The organism is Chitinophaga rhizophila (assembly GCF_019492185.1).
Lineage (GTDB): Bacteria > Bacteroidota > Bacteroidia > Chitinophagales > Chitinophagaceae > Chitinophaga > Chitinophaga rhizophila.
In genome coordinates, this window is the sequence record NZ_JAICCF010000003.1 from 1,301,024 (window position 1) to 1,317,329 (window position 16,306).

A 16,306-nucleotide genomic window follows, 5' to 3' on the forward strand; every position below is an offset into this window, starting at 1 on the left:
GCAGGGACGCACGATGCCAATATGGCATTGTTTTATATATCAGCCAGCCGGAAAGTATCAGCTACCCTGATGCCTCTGTCTGTCTGTTGCACCGTACAACACTCTGTTACAGGATCATGTTCAAAGAACAGGATATAATTATTCTCCAGGGCCTCCTGCAGGAATGTCTTTTTTTCCTGGAGAGTGGTGAGCGGGAACATATCGTATGCCATCACATAAGGAATGGGAAGATGTCCGATACTGGGTAGTAAATCTGCCATATACAGGATGGTTTTGTCCTTGTATTGGATCTGGGGCAGCATCATAGAATCAGTATGCCCGTGCACGAAGCGTATATTGAAGTCTGTGCTGAAAGGAATACCTTCTTCCCGGGGAATGAATTTCAGTTGCCCGCTTTCCTGTATGGGCAGTATATTATCTTTCAGGAAAGAGGCTTTTTCCCGTTCGTTTGGCTGGGTAGCCCACTTCCAGTGTTCTTCATTACTCCAGTATACCGCATTTTTAAAGGCAGGCGTCAGTTTATCTCCTGTTCTTTCTATACAACCCCCACAATGGTCAAAGTGAAGATGTGTCAGGAAAACGTCAGTGATATCATTACGGCTGAAGCCATGTTTTGCCAGGGACTTATCAATGGAAGCGTCGCCATGGAGGTAGTAATGACTGAAGAACTTTTCGTCCTGTTTATTACCGATGCCAGTGTCAATAAGGATGAGCCGGTTACCATCTTCTATCAGCAGACTACGCATTGCCCAGGAGCACATATTGTTGTCATCCGCAGGATTGAGCTTATTCCAGATGCTTTTTGGCACTACGCCAAACATAGCGCCGCCGTCCAGTTTGAAATGTCCTGTATCTATTGTGTATAAATTCATTGTGTTGTCAGTTTGCCTGCTGAAGTTCGGGAATTTCAGCTTTTTACGGTAGCGCTTTTTTGGATCTTCTGTGCGGAGTATAGCCAGATGAGGCCAATCACAAAGAACAATACAAGTGCCAGTACGGAGTTCCGCATACTACCTGTCAGTTCATGGATATATCCGAAGGTAATCAGTCCGAAGGCAACTGACAGCTTTTCGAGTACATCATAATAGCTGAAGAAGGAGGCAGTATCTTCAGTATCAGGCATTAGTTTAGCGTATGTAGAACGGCTGAGGGATTGTACTCCTCCCATTACGAGTCCAACAGCTACAGCAAGCATATAGAAGTGCATATCTGTCTGCATACGGTAACCAGCCAAACAGATCGCTATCCATAGGATGATAACGATCATCAGTACTGGCAGGTTGCCATATTTTCCCGAGAGTTTTGCCATTGCCCATGCACCAAGTACAGCGACCAGCTGAATTGCTACAACAGAAGCAATCAGTTTGTCTGATGGTAGGCCCAGTTCCTGACTGCCAAATATGGTGGCTGCCATCATCACTGTCTGTACGCCCATGCTGTAGAAGAAAAAACCACGTAGGAAGCGTTTCAGTACAGGCAGCGCCTTTACCTGGGCATATACCTTTTTGATCTCCCGGAAACCTTCTGTTAATGCGCTGGCGCTGTGTTGTGTAACACTGCCTCTGGATGCAGGCAGGCGTAGGAAGGTAATCTGGGAAAACCCTATCCACCACAAGCCCACCAGCAGGAAGGTAATACGTACAGCCTGCCCGTCGTCAATGCCCAAAGGCAGGAATACAACTAATACAAAGCCTATCAGCTGAAGAATCACACTACCGATATACCCCATTGCGAAACCTTTGGCACTAATACGGTCACGGTCTTCAACGGCAGCAATTTCCGGGAGGTAGGAATTATAAAATACCAGTCCGCCGCAATAGCCTAATGTAGCCAGGATAAAGAAGATAACACCGTATTCTACATTCGGCTCCGGACCTTTGAAGTTAAACAGCGCGCAGCAGCTCAGGCCTCCCAGCCAGGTAAACAGCATCAGGTATCGTTTCTTATTACCTCTGGTATCGGCAATGGAAGAGAGTATCGGTGAGAGCAGTGCTGCTAATATAAAAGCAGCTGCCATGGCATAGTCATACAAGGCGGAATTAACAAAGAATTTACCGAAGAAGGAGACATTATTGCCGTGTTCTGCTGACTGAGTTGCTTTCGTAAAGTAGATAGGGAAGAAGGTGGTAGTAATTACCAGGTTGTACACTGAGTTTGCCCAGTCATACATTGCCCAGCCATTGATAACCTTTTTACTGGCAGTTTGCATATTGAGTAAGTAAGTTAGTGATCAAATATAAGGAAACTGACGTCGGCAGTGACTATTAGTGCACTGTACGGGAGGAGGTTATTTGTAATCCTGTATCCGGAGATGGTCAGGACACATAAAATATTCCTGTTCATCATTAGAACTAACGATGATCAGGCGATCTCCGCTATAGTCAGTAATAAGTTGCTGATAGAGGCGGATACCTGCGGCATCCAGATTAGTACATGGTTCATCCAGCAGCAGCACGGGTACATCAGAAAAGATAGTAAGCGCCAGTTTAAGGCGTTGTTTCATGCCGGATGAGAAGTTGCGGATCTGTTTATGCATGGATTTCTCCAGGCCTACAATAGCTACTGCTTCAGTGGGTGTGATAGCAGGAAGGAAGTTTTTGAACTGCAGGTGGAATTGCAGGCTTTCTGCAAGTGTAAACTCTTCCACAAGTTCCAGATAGGGTGCAGCAATGGCACAATGCCGGAAAAACTGATCATTACCGAGCAGTTTTTCCGGAGTGCTATAGGTAACGGTACCTTCATTCTGTTGAAGGTGCCCGCTTATAACCTGTAATAAAGTAGATTTTCCCGAACCGTTGGGACCCAGTATGGCATATCGCCCACCTTGCTCAAAGGTGGCAGACACCCGACGGAATATCCAGTCGTAGTTAAAGCGTTTGCCTGTCTGGTCGAGCGTTATTTTCATTCGTCGCCTGCTAGTGACGTATAACCTTTCATAATGCCCCGTCCGGATTCACGGATAAAGGAGAGTATTTCATCTCTTTCATCAGTGGCTGGATATTCTGCTTCTATGATACTTATCGCTTTAGACAAATTGTACCCTTTCACGAATATCACACGGTATATATCCAGTATGTGGTTGATCTTATCAAGGGAGAAACCTCTTCTTTTAAGACCGATAGAGTTCACACCAACGTAAGACAACGGTTCACGCGCTGCTTTTACATATGGAGGAACGTCTTTTCTTACCAGGGAGCCGCCTGTAACAAAAGCGTGGTCGCCAATTTTACAGAACTGCTGTACTGCAACCATACCTGCCAGTACCACATGGTCGCCTACAGTGATATGACCCGCAAGGGTGGTGTTGTTGGAAAATACGCAGCTGTTACCTACCTCACAGTCATGGGCAATATGGCTATAGGCCATGATCAGGCAGTTGTTGCCAATCACAGTTTTCCATTTGTCCTTCGTACCGCGGTTGATAGTTACATACTCTCTGATGGTGGTGTTGTCTCCTATTTCTGTTGTGGTTTCCTCGCCTGCAAATTTGAGGTCTTGCGGGATAGCGGATATTACAGACCCCGGGAAGATGCGGCAGTTTTTGCCGATCCTGGCGCCTTCCATGATAGTTACGTTTGAACCGATCCAGGTGCCTTCACCGATTTCAACATTTTTGTGAATCACGGTGAATGGATCAATTTTTACGTTTGGCGCTACCTTAGCGTCCGGGTGAATGTAAGTAAGCGGATGGATCATTGCTATTATTTAGCTTTCTCTTGTTTTAATGATTTGAGCGGTCAGGTCTCCTTCTGTCACTACCTTATTCCCTACAAATACGGTTCCTCGCATTTCCACTATACCTCTTCTGATGGGGCTCAGCAATTCCATCTTCAGGATCATGGTGTCTCCTGGAAATACTTTTTGCTTGAACTTACAGTTGTCGATCTTGATAAAGTAGGTATCATAGTTATGAGGATCCGGAACAGTACTGAGTGCAAGAATGCCTCCGCATTGTGCCAGTGCTTCTACCTGCAATACGCCCGGCATTACCGGATTGCTTGGGAAGTGTCCCTGAAAGAAATGTTCGTTGAAAGTAACATTCTTAATCCCTACTACCTGTGTATCGTTAAGATCGATAATCTTGTCCACCAGCAGCATCGGATAACGGTGCGGCAGGGTTCTTTCAATACGAGGGACGTCGAAGATAGCCGGTTTATTAGGATCGTAAACAGGCACATCTTTAGTATGCTTGTTCTTCTTAATGTACTGTTTGATCTTACGCGCAAACTCCACATTAGACGCATGTCCCGGACGGTTTGCGATAATATGTGCCTTGATAGGAACGCCTACCAGCGCCAGATCTCCTACGATATCCAGCAGTTTATGACGTGCCGGCTCGTTAGGAAAATGAAGCTGAATATTGTTGAGGATGCCTTCTCTTTGCTCTACGCTGATGTTCTCACGCTCAAATACCTTAGCCAGGTGTGCCAGCTGTTCTTCGCTAACCGGTTTATCAACAATTACAATCGCATTATTGATATCGCCACCTTTGATCAGATTATTTGAAATCAGGTATTCCAGTTCGTGCAGGAATACGAAAGTGCGACAAGGCGCTACTTCTTTTTTGAAGTCCTGCAGGCTGTTGAGATTGGCATGCTGAGTACCTAATATAGGAGAGTTGAAATCGATCATGCAGGTGATGCGATAATCTACAGCTGGCAATGCTACCATCTCTACGTTCTTCTTATCATCGTAGAAGCTGATGTTGGTATCAATAGTATACCATACTTTTTTCGCATCCTGTTCAGCAATACCTGCTTCTTCTATTTTCTGGATAAAAGGGTAGGAGCTACCATCCATAATAGGAATTTCAGGACCATCGATCTCAATGTGTACGTTATCGACGCCGGTGCCAACGAGGGCAGCCATGATATGCTCAATAGTACTAACGCGGGCGCCGTTGTGCTCAAGGGTAGTGCTGCGTGAAGTATCTACTACGTAATCCACATCGGCTTTTACTACTGGTTGTGCCGGCAGGTCTACACGTTGAAATTTAATGCCATAACCGGGGTTAGCCGGCTTCAGGGTCATATTTACATGCGCTCCTGTGTGTAAACCAACACCCGATATTGTAACTGGGGCTTTTATCGTGTGTTGGTTAGACGACTGTTGATTATCCATATTTAGTTATAACTGTTTATCCTGACTTAAATCATCAAACACCTTCCCGCACGGAAAGCAGTTGTTTTACCATATCTTCCAATTCCTTCACACGCTTTTCCAGGTCGGGCAAATTTCTAAAAATTGCCTGACTTTTTAACGAACTTTTATAATCAAAAGCCGGGGATCCCATCAGGGCGGTATTCGGTTCTGCTATAGATTTGGACAGGCCACTCTGTGCATTGATCTTGGTACCGTCAGCCAGCTGGATGTGTCCAACCAGACCAACCTGACCGCCAATCACACAGTTCTTACCAATTTTAGTGCTGCCGGAAATGCCTGTCTGCGCGGCAATCACCGTATTAGTATCTACATCAACATTATGCGCAATCTGAATAAGGTTGTCCAGCTTTACACCCTGGCGGATGATAGTAGAACCCATCGTAGCGCGGTCTATCGTTGTATTTGCACCAATCTCAACATCATCATGAATGATTACATTCCCGATCTGTGGTACTTTCTTGTAGGTGCCATCCGGCTGAGGCGCAAAGCCAAAACCGTCTCCCCCGATCACACAACCTGCATGCAGAATAACACGGCTGCCCAGCACACAGTTCTCATATACTTTCACCCCAGGGAAGATAACCGTATCGTCCTTCACAATTACATTGTCTCCAAGGTATACGCCCGGGTATATCTTTACGTTGTTGCCCAGTACAACATTTTCGCCCAGGTAGGCAAAAGCGCCGATAAAGACATTCTGTCCGGTCTTAACAGACGCAGGAATATGAGACGGTTGTTGAATACCCGTCTTGTTACCCATGATCTGTTTATATTTCTCTAAAAGGAGGGCAAAGGCACTATAGGCATCTTTAACCCTGATAAGCGTTGATTTAACAGGTTTTTCCGTTACAAGGCTCTCATTCACTATCAGTATGGAGGCATTAGTCGTATAAATAAACTCTTCATACTTGGGATTGGCGATAAAGCTGAGCATTCCTTCCCCCGCCTCTTCAATCTTGGCGATGTTGCTCACTTTTACGTCCGGGTTGCCTTCCAGCTTACCATCCAACATGGTAGCCAATTGTAATGCGCTAAACTGCATAGTTATTAATTAATGATGTTATCCGAATCTGACCAGTTATCAAACCACTATTCCTCCTATCGTATTTTTGTTAATCTTAATTGATAATTAGCCATTCATCAGATTTTTGGATGACAAATGTAGAATTTTTTTACGGGTATAGCCAGAGTATGACTAACCAGGGCATTATCAATAGACGAAATGTCCTTTACAGTCCCGTCTTTAAAGAGAATATTAATCTTCTCGTTATTCATGTTATAAGCGCTGAGACACGCTGTACCCGTGAATACGAAGTAGTCCAGGTCGGTTCCGCTAAAGCCATATTCCTTCTGTACCTGCTGTTTCAATAAATTGATAACTCCCACGTCAAAAGCTTCACTATTCAGAATACACTTAAATAACTTCCTGTCAATGAGCCAGTTGCATAATAGTGAGAGTATTTTATCAGGATGCTGCGTCCATACCTTAATGGCTCCCATAATGTCATAGTCATCCAGCAGGCAGAACTGTTGCAGGCAAGCTGGCTCCTGTTCAAAGTTGGCGGCAGTAATAGGGTGGTATAGAAAATATTGCAGTGCAGGAGACGCATAAACTGATTCTCCACGTAAAGCCAGTTCTTTGGCCCTGCGCAATATTTTAACCAGCAGATTCTCGGCACTCAGTACTGTCTTATGCAAATACACCTGCCAGTACATCAGCCGTCGCGCAACTATAAATTTCTCAATTGAATAGATCCCTTTCTCTTCCACCATGAGCTCGTCACGATGTACAGTCAGCATTTTTATGATCCTGTCATAGCCAATTACCCCCTCAGAAACACCCGTATAAAAGCTGTCCCTGTTCAGGTAATCCATCCTGTCCACATCCAGCTGACTCGATACCAGCTGGTGTAAAAACGTTTTATGATAACGCCCGTTAAAGATCTCGATTGTTAATGTCAGGGCCCCATCCATCTCCTTATTCAACTCCTCCATCAGCCACTGACTGATCTTCTCGTGAGAGACGCCCTCTATTATGCCGTTTTCCAATGCATGAGAGTATGGCCCATGGCCAATGTCATGCAAAAGTATGGCCATCTTTGCGGCAAGCTCTTCCTCCTCACTAATATCAACTCCTTTCCCTTTCAACTCGGAAAGCGCACAGCTCATCAGATGATATGCCCCCATACTATGATGGAAGCGGGTATGCATTGCACCAGGATAAACCAGATGTGCCAGCGCCATCTGATGGATCCTGCGCAAACGCTGATAGTAAGGATGGGAAATCAATTTAAAGATCAACGGATGGTCAATCGTAATGAAACCATATACCGGATCGTTGACAATTTTACGCTTGCGTTCTGCCATTTACCGTTCTCCTTTAGCTCAGACAAAGCTACGTTAAGGAATTATTATCTGTAACTTTTTCTAATGTATAGACGCACAAGGAGACACTTTCCCCTATCTTCCCCTCTATTTTCAGTAATTTTATAATCGAAATTATTAATATTTAGTGATAGCTGACAGAACATGTTGTTTTTTAACAATTTATTGTGTGCGTCAGCCGCAGCAGGAATGGTTTTTGACAAAATGAAATGGTACCTTGAGTACAATAGTTGTCTGTGCAAACTAATCTTGCTTAACTATAAACACATTACTTGAATGAGTCAAATAAATATACTTTGGGTAGATGATGAAATAGAATCACTGAAATCCCAGATCATGTTCCTGGAAACAAAGGGCTATAAAGTATCAGCTCTTACCAATGGGTATGATGCGCTTGAGTTTCTTAAAGATCAGGTGGTGGATGTGGTACTGCTGGATGAATCTATGCCGGGTATAACTGGTCTGGAAACATTGGGTAAAATCAAAGAGATAGATCAGCAGATTCCTGTAGTAATGATCACCAAGAATGAAGCAGAGAACGTAATGGATGAAGCAATCGGTTCACAGATCACAGACTATCTGATTAAACCGGTAAATCCTAACCAGGTATTACTCTCACTCAAGAAAATCATTGACAACAAGCGCCTCGTTGCTGAAAAGACGACTATCGCTTATCAGCAGGAGTTCCGCAGCCTGTTTATGGCCCTAAATTCCAATCCTGACTATAACGAATGGATGGATATTTACAAGAAGCTGGTGTATTGGGAAATGGAAATGGGAAAAACCAATAGTCCCGAGATGCTGGAAGTACTCAATACACAAAAGGCAGAGGCAAATACCGAATTTGCCAAATTCATCAGCCGCAACTACGCCAGCTGGGTCAATCCCAAGTCAAAGGATGCCCCGGTGATGTCTCATACTTTATTCAAAGAAAAGATTGTACCCGCACTGGATAGCGAAGCGCCTAACTTTGTTATTATCATTGATAATCTTCGCCTGGACCAGTGGAAGGCAATACTTCCCATCTTCCTGGAGTCGTTCCGGTTGGTACAGGAAGATACATTTTACAGCATCCTGCCGACCTCTACACAGTATAGCCGTAATGCGATCTTCGCTGGGTTACTTCCTGTGGATATCGAAAGCCGGTTTCCGCAGGAGTGGAAGAATGATGATGAAGAAGGCGGTAAAAACTTATATGAAGAGGTCTTCTTTGCCGATCAGCTGCGCCGCCTGAAAATGGATGCACGCTTCTCCTACACAAAGGTGACCACCCACAATGACGGGCAACATCTTGTCAATAATATCCATAATCTGATGGCCTATCCGCTGAACGTCATTGTATATAACTTCGTGGATATGCTGAGTCATGCCCGTACGGAAATGGAAGTGCTCAAAGAACTGGCTGCAGATGAAATGTCTTACCGTTCCATCACCGCCAGCTGGTTTGAACATTCGCCGCTACACCAGGCACTGCGTAAACTGGCAGACAAAAAGATAAACCTGATTGTGGCTACCGACCATGGTAATGTGCGGGTAAAAACGCCAATTAAGGTAATAGGCGATAAGCAGACTACCACGAATCTCAGGTATAAACATGGCCGTAATCTGAACTATGATGCGAAGGAAGTGCTGGCTTTCCGCGATCCTAAAGAGGCAGGACTGCCAAGGCCTAACGTTAATTCGTCCTACATATTTGCCAAAGAAGACGGTTACCTGTGTTATCCTAACAATTATAACTACTTCGTAAACTTTTACCGGAATACGTTCCAGCACGGTGGTATTTCACTTGAAGAAGTGATTGTGCCCGTTGCCAGGCTGGTGAGTAAGTAGGCACTCCGGGCTTTTTCCTTATTTTTGCTGAATGAACTTTAAAGTCACACCCAATAACCTGACCCGCCTCGAAAAGATATTTGGAGAGGCTAAGTATGAGTTGCGTTTCGAGAAAGGAACGTTTAACTCCGGCTATTGCGTACTTGAACATAAGAAGGTGGTTGTTATCAACAAGTTCCTGAACCTGGAAGGACGTATCAATACCCTGCTGGATATTCTCGCTTCCATGGGACTGGACGATACCCTGCTCTCTCCCGAATCGCTTAAACTGTACAAGCAGATTCTGGAAAATAAGAGCACTCAGGATGCTACGGCCAGCAACACCGACGAAAACACACCTTCACCCGAACAACCTTCAGAAAATTGAAAGTAACCTTTTTAGGCACAGGTACATCGCAGGGCGTGCCTGTTATAGCCTGTGACTGCCAGGTATGTACGTCTTCCAACTCAAAAGATAAGCGCTTGCGCAGCAGCATCCTGATCAGTGATACGCCCGCAGGTAACATCGTGGTAGATACTACTCCTGATTTTCGTTACCAGATGCTAAGAGCAGGTGTAAAACACCTGGAAGCTGTGCTTATCACACATTCACATAAAGATCATATTGCCGGCATGGATGATATCCGTGCCTTTAACTATTTTCAGCAGCGCGCTATCGATATCTATGCAACTCCCTTCTCACAGCAGATTATCCGTAATGAGTTTTCCTACGCTTTTGCTGAACAGAAATATCCCGGCATTCCGGAACTGAACCTGCGCGAAATTGGTAACTCGCCCTTTATGGTAAATGGCCTGGAGATCGTTCCGATCAATGTTATGCATCATCAGATGCCGGTGATGGGCTTCCGTTTTAATGATTTTACCTACATCACTGACGCTAACTTTATAGCAGAAGAAGAGAAAAAGAAGATCCTCGGATCAAAAGTGCTGGTACTGAACACCCTCAGAAGAGAGAAACACATCTCACATTTTACGCTGGATGAAGGCATTGCCATTGCCAAAGAACTGGCTATCCCGCAGGTATATTTTACCCACATCAGCCACCAGCTGGGATTACATCAAGACGTATCAGCAGAATTGCCACATGGTATGGCACTGGCATATGATGGCCTGGAAGTGATATTGTAACTTTCAACAGCTCACCACCGTTTTACTGGAAATCCTTTTTATGCGATCTCTATCTGTTTCATTGTCTGTAGCAGGTCTGTTCCTGTTATGCCATGCCCGTGAAAATAAGATAAACATATCTGCATCGCAGAAAGGACGTAAACGTATTCACCAAAACGGTATTTAATATCCCTATTATTATGAAGCCATCAATTGTTATCACGTTCATTACCTTACTGCTAACAGCCAGTTCCGGCTGTAGTAAAAACGATGTGGAAGAGAAAATGACCCTTCAGAGAGGGTTGCGTGGTAAAATAGTTTATTCCTCCTGTGCTACTTCTGTTGTGCAGGTATTGAACAAACCGATCGGAGCCGCATGGACCAATTGCCATGATCAACAGCGTTATGAGAACATCATCGGCGTTGGTATTGTGAACAGAAACAACCTGGCCATCGGAGAGGAGTTTACTTTCAATATCATACAGCTGGAGCCGGTTGTAATCTGCGACATGGCAGACTGCGGTCCGCTGTCATATCATACTATTCTCATTACCGGCAACTAACCGGTTCACAAGGCCATATTTTTTCTGGCTGTAGATAAGTAGCAGAGTCACAAGATTGGCTAAATAAGCAACAATTCCCTGACTGTTTCTCTCCCGGGCAAATCTACCGCTGTAATAACGACCTTGCCTCCGGCAGGTAAGGAGGTTATTTTATAGTACCAGTCCACCCCGTTTCTGCTAATGACGGCAGAACCACACGCTGCTACTATACCAGCTGCATCCATCACCTGTACATTTACTTCTGCTACCCGAAACTCATCCCTGGCAGTTACAACTATCTGTTCTTCTTCTAATTTTATATGCTGGATTTCAGGTGAATGATAAGCATCTTTCACCGCCATGTTATAGGCATTTTGTCCTGGTCCTGCCAGCGAGGCGTAGTAAGCCTTTATCTCCGGGTCATTTAGTAATTGCTGGGCATATGCTGCCGCGACGGCCATTTTTTGCCTGGCTTCCAATTGCTTAGCTGTAGGCTTTTTATTGGAAGGACCACGCTTTTTTGCCATAATAATCTGTCCGTTTCTTTCATAAACGGTGACAAGTCTGCCGATGGAACCCCGCACCAGTTGCAGGAGAACGTTATCTTTTACAATAGCCATATAGATTAATTGTTGCGTTTACTTCCATAAAGTTATGGTTTGGTACTGCTATGGTATTTGTACTGACCGTTCATTTTAAGGTCATATAAAGGGTACTTCAATATCCCCAGGATATTTAAGTGCCCTTTATATGTACTGATGGTGAAAGGAAAGTATGAAGTACAGGCCGAATACAGTAGGATCATTTTTGCCGGGGATATCGTAAATGCTGGTGGCAGCAACTTATCTGACGAATGGCATTCAACTGGCTGAGGGGCATGGCTATAAACGCATCTATGAATAAGGGCAATTATGGTTACGTAGATAGCGGCGAGAGGTGTTGGCAGTGTGGTATCTGGAGGCGGTATTACACTATACTGGGGATGAGGGAAGTATATGTCTGCATTGCTGCGGATATATTAGTGGAAGATTAACTTCGCATTAACCGATTCAGGTTGTTTAAGACCTAACTTGCCCTGCTTTAAATTGTTAACCCATGAAGCAGGATTTATGGAGCGTGTATTGCCGCTTTTCAAAGAAAGAGCGGCAAGGCATTATTATATTACTTGTGCTGACAATTACCTGTGCAGCAATGCCTGCTTTATGGGAATATCATACGCCTCCAGCAATTTTTCTTGAACAGGACAGTCTTTTCAGGGCTGATGTGCGCGCATTACGCGACGTGTACCTGGGCAATGCAGTGGCCTCCCGGAACATGGATAGTGGAAGGAGTAAAGTTGAACGTTTCCACTTTGATCCCAACATGCTGGATACTACGGGATGGATGGCGTTGGGCGTTAGCAGGCAAACTGCTATGACAATTCAACGCTATCGGATGAAAGGCGGAAGGTTTCGCAGGAAGGAAGATTTGCTGCGTATTTATGGTTTGCCGCCAGCGCTGGGGAAAGAGTTGCTTCCTTATGTAAGTATCCCGGCAGGCTTTAAAGAAAGAGATACCACGGGCTTACGGCAGCTGAAGCAACGTAATATATCTTACGTCCGGCGGCGGTTTCCTGCACTGGACATTAATACCGCAGATTCTGCGCAATGGGAGTCCCTGCCGGGAATAGGGCCGGTGCTGGCAGCCAGGATCGTCAGGTTCAGAGAGAAGCTGGGAGGCTTTTATGCAATAGGGCAGGTGGGGGAAACTTTCGGATTACCAGACACCACATTTAATAAAATTCAACCTTATCTCATAATGAATAAGGTTTCACTAAAAAAACTGGACATCAACCAGACGGATGAAAAATCTTTGGCACAACATCCATATATCCGTTACAAACTGGCGCGGTTAATAGTACTGTATCGCAGTAACCACGGGCCTTTCAGGCGACTGGAAGACCTTCTTGGCATACCATTGGTAGATGATAGTATTTATCGTAAAATTGAGCTTTACATCAAAATAGAAAATTCCCCATTATGAACTTCGAGCCCACAGAAACGCAACAACAGATTACCCAGGTGATACGCGATTTCGGAAAGACACATATGCAGCCCTATATCCTGGAATGGGATGAAAATCAATCATTTCCTGTTCAACTATTCAAGCAGCTCGGTGAGTTAGGACTCATGGGAGTGCTGGTGCCTGAGAAATATGGCGGCAGTGGACTTGGATACCTGGAGTATGTTACTGTGGTCAGTGAAATATCGAAAATCTGTGGAGCGATCGGATTGAGTGTAGCAGCGCATAATTCCCTGTGTACCGGCCACATTTTGCAGTTTGGATCTGAGGAGCAGAAACAGCGTTATCTTCCTAAGCTGGCCAGTGCAGAATGGATTGGCGCATGGGGACTTACAGAACCAAATACCGGATCAGATGCTATGAACATGAAATGCGTAGCGCGTAAAGAGGGGGACGAGTGGGTACTGAATGGCACGAAGTGCTGGATTACGCATGGTAAGAGTGGTGATGTGGCCGTGGTAATTGCCCGTACAGGCGATGTACGGGATAGTCATGGCATGAGCGCTTTTATTGTAGAAAGGGGAACTCCCGGATTCAGTGGCGGAAAGAAGGAGAATAAGTTAGGTATGCGTGCTTCTGAAACAGCAGAAATGATATTTGATAACTGCCGCATTCCAGCCGGGAACATGTTGGGCAACGAGGGAGAAGGCTTTATCCAGTCGATGAAGGTACTGGATGGAGGCCGTATATCCATCGCTGCATTGTCACTCGGTATTGCGAAAGGGGCATACGAGGCTGCATTGAAGTATGCACAGGAAAGACATCAGTTTGACAAACCGATAGCCAGTTTTCAGGGTATATCCTTTAAGTTGGCAGACATGGCTACAGAGATCATGGCAGCTGAGTTGCTGACTATGCAGGCGGCCGACGGAAAAAGCAGGGGTGCTAAAGTAACACAACATGCAGCGATGGCTAAATATTATGCTTCAGAAGTAGCGGTAAAGGCTGCGAATGAGGCCGTACAGATATTTGGAGGCTATGGATATACGAAAGATTTTCCTGTAGAGAAATTCTATCGTGACGCCAAGCTGTGTACTATCGGAGAAGGTACATCTGAAATACAGAAACTGGTGATTGCGCGTGAAGCATTGAAATAATCCATATAAATATGGGTAGATAGTCCGTCGGTAAGCCCGGCGGACTTTTTTATGTCTGATAATTTGTCCAAAAGAAAGAATTACCTGCGAAATTCAAATACTACTTATGAGGGGCTATAGTCTCTGCAGTCCTTTTCTTATCTTCATCAGACTAAATTAACTATGTCATGAGCTTTGAAGAACAATTACACCAAATGTTTCCGACAGCTGACGCTATTCCCGCAGAGTATCAGTTATCAGGGGAACTACACCAGCGGGAGTATCTTTCTGGTGGTGAGATGAAACCATGGAATGGCGATGTGCATACTGTATTATCTCCGATCTGTATTCAGACAGCAAACGGGCTGGAGAGAAAAGTGATTGGTTCTTATCCACTATGTGGCCAGGAAGAGGCGATGGCAGCCCTGGATGCCGCCGTACTTGCCTACAATGATGGTCGTGGAGAGTGGCCGACTATGACGGTTTCAGAGCGTATTGCCTGCATGGAGAAGTTTACGGGCAAGATGATTGAAAAGAAGCCGGAAATTGTCAAGCTGATTATGTGGGAAATCGGCAAATCATATGCTGATTCCATCAAGGAGTTTGACCGTACCATTGAATACATCAACACGACAATAGATGCGCTGAAAGACCTGGATCGTAATTCCAGCCGTTTTGAAATTCAGCAGGGCATTATTGGTCAGATCAGGCGTTCGCCACTTGGGGTAGTGCTTTGTATGGGGCCATTTAACTATCCGCTGAACGAGACATTCACTACCCTGATTCCTGCATTGATTATGGGGAATACTTTGCTGTTTAAACCTCCTAAGCATGGTACATTATTACATTATCCATTACTGGAAGCATTTGCAACCTGTTTTCCGAAAGGAGTGGTGAATACCATTTACGGTCGTGGGAATGTGATTGTAGGTCCGTTGATGGAGTCTGGCAAGATCAATGTGCTGACGTTGATTGGTAGCAGCAAGGTGGCCAATCAGCTGAAGAAGATGCATCCGAAGGTGAATCGTCTGCGGGCAATTCTTGGTTTAGATGCTAAGAATGCCGCCATTATATCTGACAAGGCGGACCTTGATCTGGCGGTGCAGGAAACTGTATTGGGAGCGTTGTCTTTTAACGGCCAGCGTTGTACTGCCCTGAAGATCATATTTGTACATAGCAAGGTGGCAGATGCGTTCCTGCAAAAGTTAAATGCGGCTATTGGTCAGCTGAAGGTGGGTATGCCATGGGAAAAAGGTGTATTTCTTACGCCTTTACCTGAGCCGCAAAAGCCGGCTTACCTGAAGGAATGTATTGAGGATGCGCTGGCTCATGGAGCAAAAGTGATGAATGAGAATGGTGGAGCAGCATATGAGTCATTCGTTTACCCTGCGGTGTTATATCCGGTTAACAGTCAGATGAAGGTATATCGTGAGGAGCAGTTCGGGCCCATAATACCAGTGTTGCCGTTTGATGATATTGAGACACCTATTGAGTATCTGATAGCGTCTGATCATGGCCAGCAGGTAAGTATCTTTTCTGATGATGCGGATGAATTAGCGTCATTGATTGATCCGCTGGTTAATCAGGTAAGTCGTGTCAATATTAACTGTCAATGTCAGCGTGGTCCTGATGTTTATCCATTTACAGGGCGTAAAGACTCTGCGGAAGGAACATTGAGTGTTCCGGATGCACTACGTGCGTTTTCGATTCGTTCAATGGTAGCGACAAAACAGACGGAAACGAATAAAAATTTGCTTAATCGTATAGTAAATGATCAAACTTCTAACTTTTTGTCAACAAAATATATATTTTGATCAAAATATTATTAGTCTTGAAAATGGTTAGTACAGCCTTCTTATTTAGTAGATTAACTATACAATAATATATTAATATGAAGTGAGGTGTTGATTTTTTTTGCAAAAAAGTGACTGTTAGGTTGTTAGGGTGATGGAATTATGGATTAAGAACGTTAAATTTGGGTTAATTCATCACTCTTTACCATTTATCAACCTTCAACAAAGAAAGACAATCGAAACATTTTTACGCAACCCACAAGGAAAGCATCCGCCTTCAAAGCGGATGTTTTTTTGTCTTGCGAAATAGATGTAAACGATCCATTACTATTAGTAAGTCCATAGCATG

15 protein-coding genes are annotated in these 16,306 nt (G+C 44.6%); 7 read left to right on the plus strand and 8 right to left on the minus strand.

The features are described from left to right. Positions 1-32 precede the first annotated feature (32 nt). From K1Y79_RS19900 to K1Y79_RS19930, 7 genes are all read right to left on the minus strand, one after another. On the minus strand, positions 33-872 hold the full coding sequence (locus tag K1Y79_RS19900) for an MBL fold metallo-hydrolase (RefSeq protein ID WP_220251909.1): 840 nt from the start codon (positions 870-872) through the stop codon (positions 33-35). A 35-nt stretch (positions 873-907) separates the two neighbouring features. Further along, positions 908-2,209: an MFS transporter gene (locus K1Y79_RS19905; RefSeq protein ID WP_220251910.1), complete on the minus strand. Its 1,302-nt coding sequence runs from the start codon at positions 2,207-2,209 to the stop codon at positions 908-910. Positions 2,210-2,287: 78 nt separating this feature from the next. After that, the gene (locus tag K1Y79_RS19910) at positions 2,288-2,905 is read right to left on the minus strand and encodes an ABC transporter ATP-binding protein (RefSeq protein ID WP_220251911.1); all 618 of its coding nucleotides are present in this window, start codon (positions 2,903-2,905) and stop codon (positions 2,288-2,290) included. Beyond that, positions 2,902-3,696, minus strand: a complete 795-nt coding sequence (lpxA, locus tag K1Y79_RS19915) for an acyl-ACP--UDP-N-acetylglucosamine O-acyltransferase (protein WP_220251912.1) — start codon at positions 3,694-3,696, stop codon at positions 2,902-2,904. Before lpxA ends, K1Y79_RS19910 begins: the two co-directional genes overlap by 4 nt. Positions 3,697-3,705: 9 nt before the next feature. After that, positions 3,706-5,121 carry a bifunctional UDP-3-O-[3-hydroxymyristoyl] N-acetylglucosamine deacetylase/3-hydroxyacyl-ACP dehydratase gene (locus tag K1Y79_RS19920; RefSeq protein ID WP_220251913.1) on the minus strand — a complete coding sequence of 472 codons (1,416 nt, stop codon included), beginning with the start codon at positions 5,119-5,121 and terminating at the stop codon, positions 3,706-3,708. Between the two features lie 34 nt (positions 5,122-5,155). Next, on the minus strand, positions 5,156-6,205 hold the full coding sequence (gene lpxD, locus K1Y79_RS19925) for a UDP-3-O-(3-hydroxymyristoyl)glucosamine N-acyltransferase (RefSeq protein ID WP_220251914.1): 1,050 nt from the start codon (positions 6,203-6,205) through the stop codon (positions 5,156-5,158). Between the two features lie 98 nt (positions 6,206-6,303). Continuing rightward, complete coding sequence (locus K1Y79_RS19930; protein WP_220251915.1) at positions 6,304-7,530, minus strand: HD domain-containing protein; 1,227 nt, start codon at positions 7,528-7,530, stop codon at positions 6,304-6,306. A 294-nt stretch (positions 7,531-7,824) separates the two neighbouring features. Here K1Y79_RS19930 and porX point away from each other — a divergent pair, with 294 nt between their 5' ends. The 4 genes from porX (at position 7,825) to K1Y79_RS19950 (ending at position 11,048) form a co-directional block, all read left to right on the plus strand. Next, entirely contained in the window at positions 7,825-9,378 is a 1,554-nt protein-coding gene (gene porX, locus K1Y79_RS19935; RefSeq protein ID WP_220251916.1) for a T9SS response regulator signal transducer PorX, read from the plus strand. A gap of 31 nt (positions 9,379-9,409) precedes the next feature. Further along, a complete protein-coding gene (locus K1Y79_RS19940) occupies positions 9,410-9,745 on the plus strand; it encodes a hypothetical protein (protein ID WP_220251917.1) in 336 nt (111 codons plus the stop codon). Then, positions 9,742-10,506 (plus strand): MBL fold metallo-hydrolase, encoded by a 765-nt coding sequence (locus K1Y79_RS19945; RefSeq protein WP_220251918.1) that lies wholly within the window; start codon positions 9,742-9,744, stop codon positions 10,504-10,506. The genes K1Y79_RS19940 and K1Y79_RS19945 overlap by 4 nt, the downstream gene beginning before the upstream one ends. Positions 10,507-10,685: 179 nt before the next feature. Then, positions 10,686-11,048, plus strand: coding sequence for a hypothetical protein (locus tag K1Y79_RS19950; protein ID WP_220251919.1), 363 nt, complete (start codon positions 10,686-10,688; stop codon positions 11,046-11,048). A 59-nt stretch (positions 11,049-11,107) separates the two neighbouring features. On the opposite strand, the gene K1Y79_RS19955 is transcribed toward K1Y79_RS19950, so the two are convergent. Then, positions 11,108-11,647: a hypothetical protein gene (locus K1Y79_RS19955; protein WP_220251920.1), complete on the minus strand. Its 540-nt coding sequence runs from the start codon at positions 11,645-11,647 to the stop codon at positions 11,108-11,110. Positions 11,648-12,122: 475 nt separating this feature from the next. Between K1Y79_RS19955 and K1Y79_RS19960 the strand changes: the two genes are divergently transcribed. The 3 genes from K1Y79_RS19960 to K1Y79_RS19970 all read left to right on the plus strand — a co-directional run bounded on the left by K1Y79_RS19960 (position 12,123) and on the right by K1Y79_RS19970 (position 15,978). Continuing rightward, positions 12,123-13,049, plus strand: coding sequence for a ComEA family DNA-binding protein (locus K1Y79_RS19960; protein ID WP_220251921.1), 927 nt, complete (start codon positions 12,123-12,125; stop codon positions 13,047-13,049). After that, positions 13,046-14,185, plus strand: coding sequence for an acyl-CoA dehydrogenase family protein (locus K1Y79_RS19965; protein WP_220251922.1), 1,140 nt, complete (start codon positions 13,046-13,048; stop codon positions 14,183-14,185). The genes K1Y79_RS19960 and K1Y79_RS19965 overlap by 4 nt, the downstream gene beginning before the upstream one ends. A gap of 167 nt (positions 14,186-14,352) precedes the next feature. Beyond that, positions 14,353-15,978: an NADP-dependent glyceraldehyde-3-phosphate dehydrogenase gene (locus tag K1Y79_RS19970; RefSeq protein ID WP_220251923.1), complete on the plus strand. Its 1,626-nt coding sequence runs from the start codon at positions 14,353-14,355 to the stop codon at positions 15,976-15,978. The last annotated feature ends 328 nt before the right edge of the window (positions 15,979-16,306 follow it).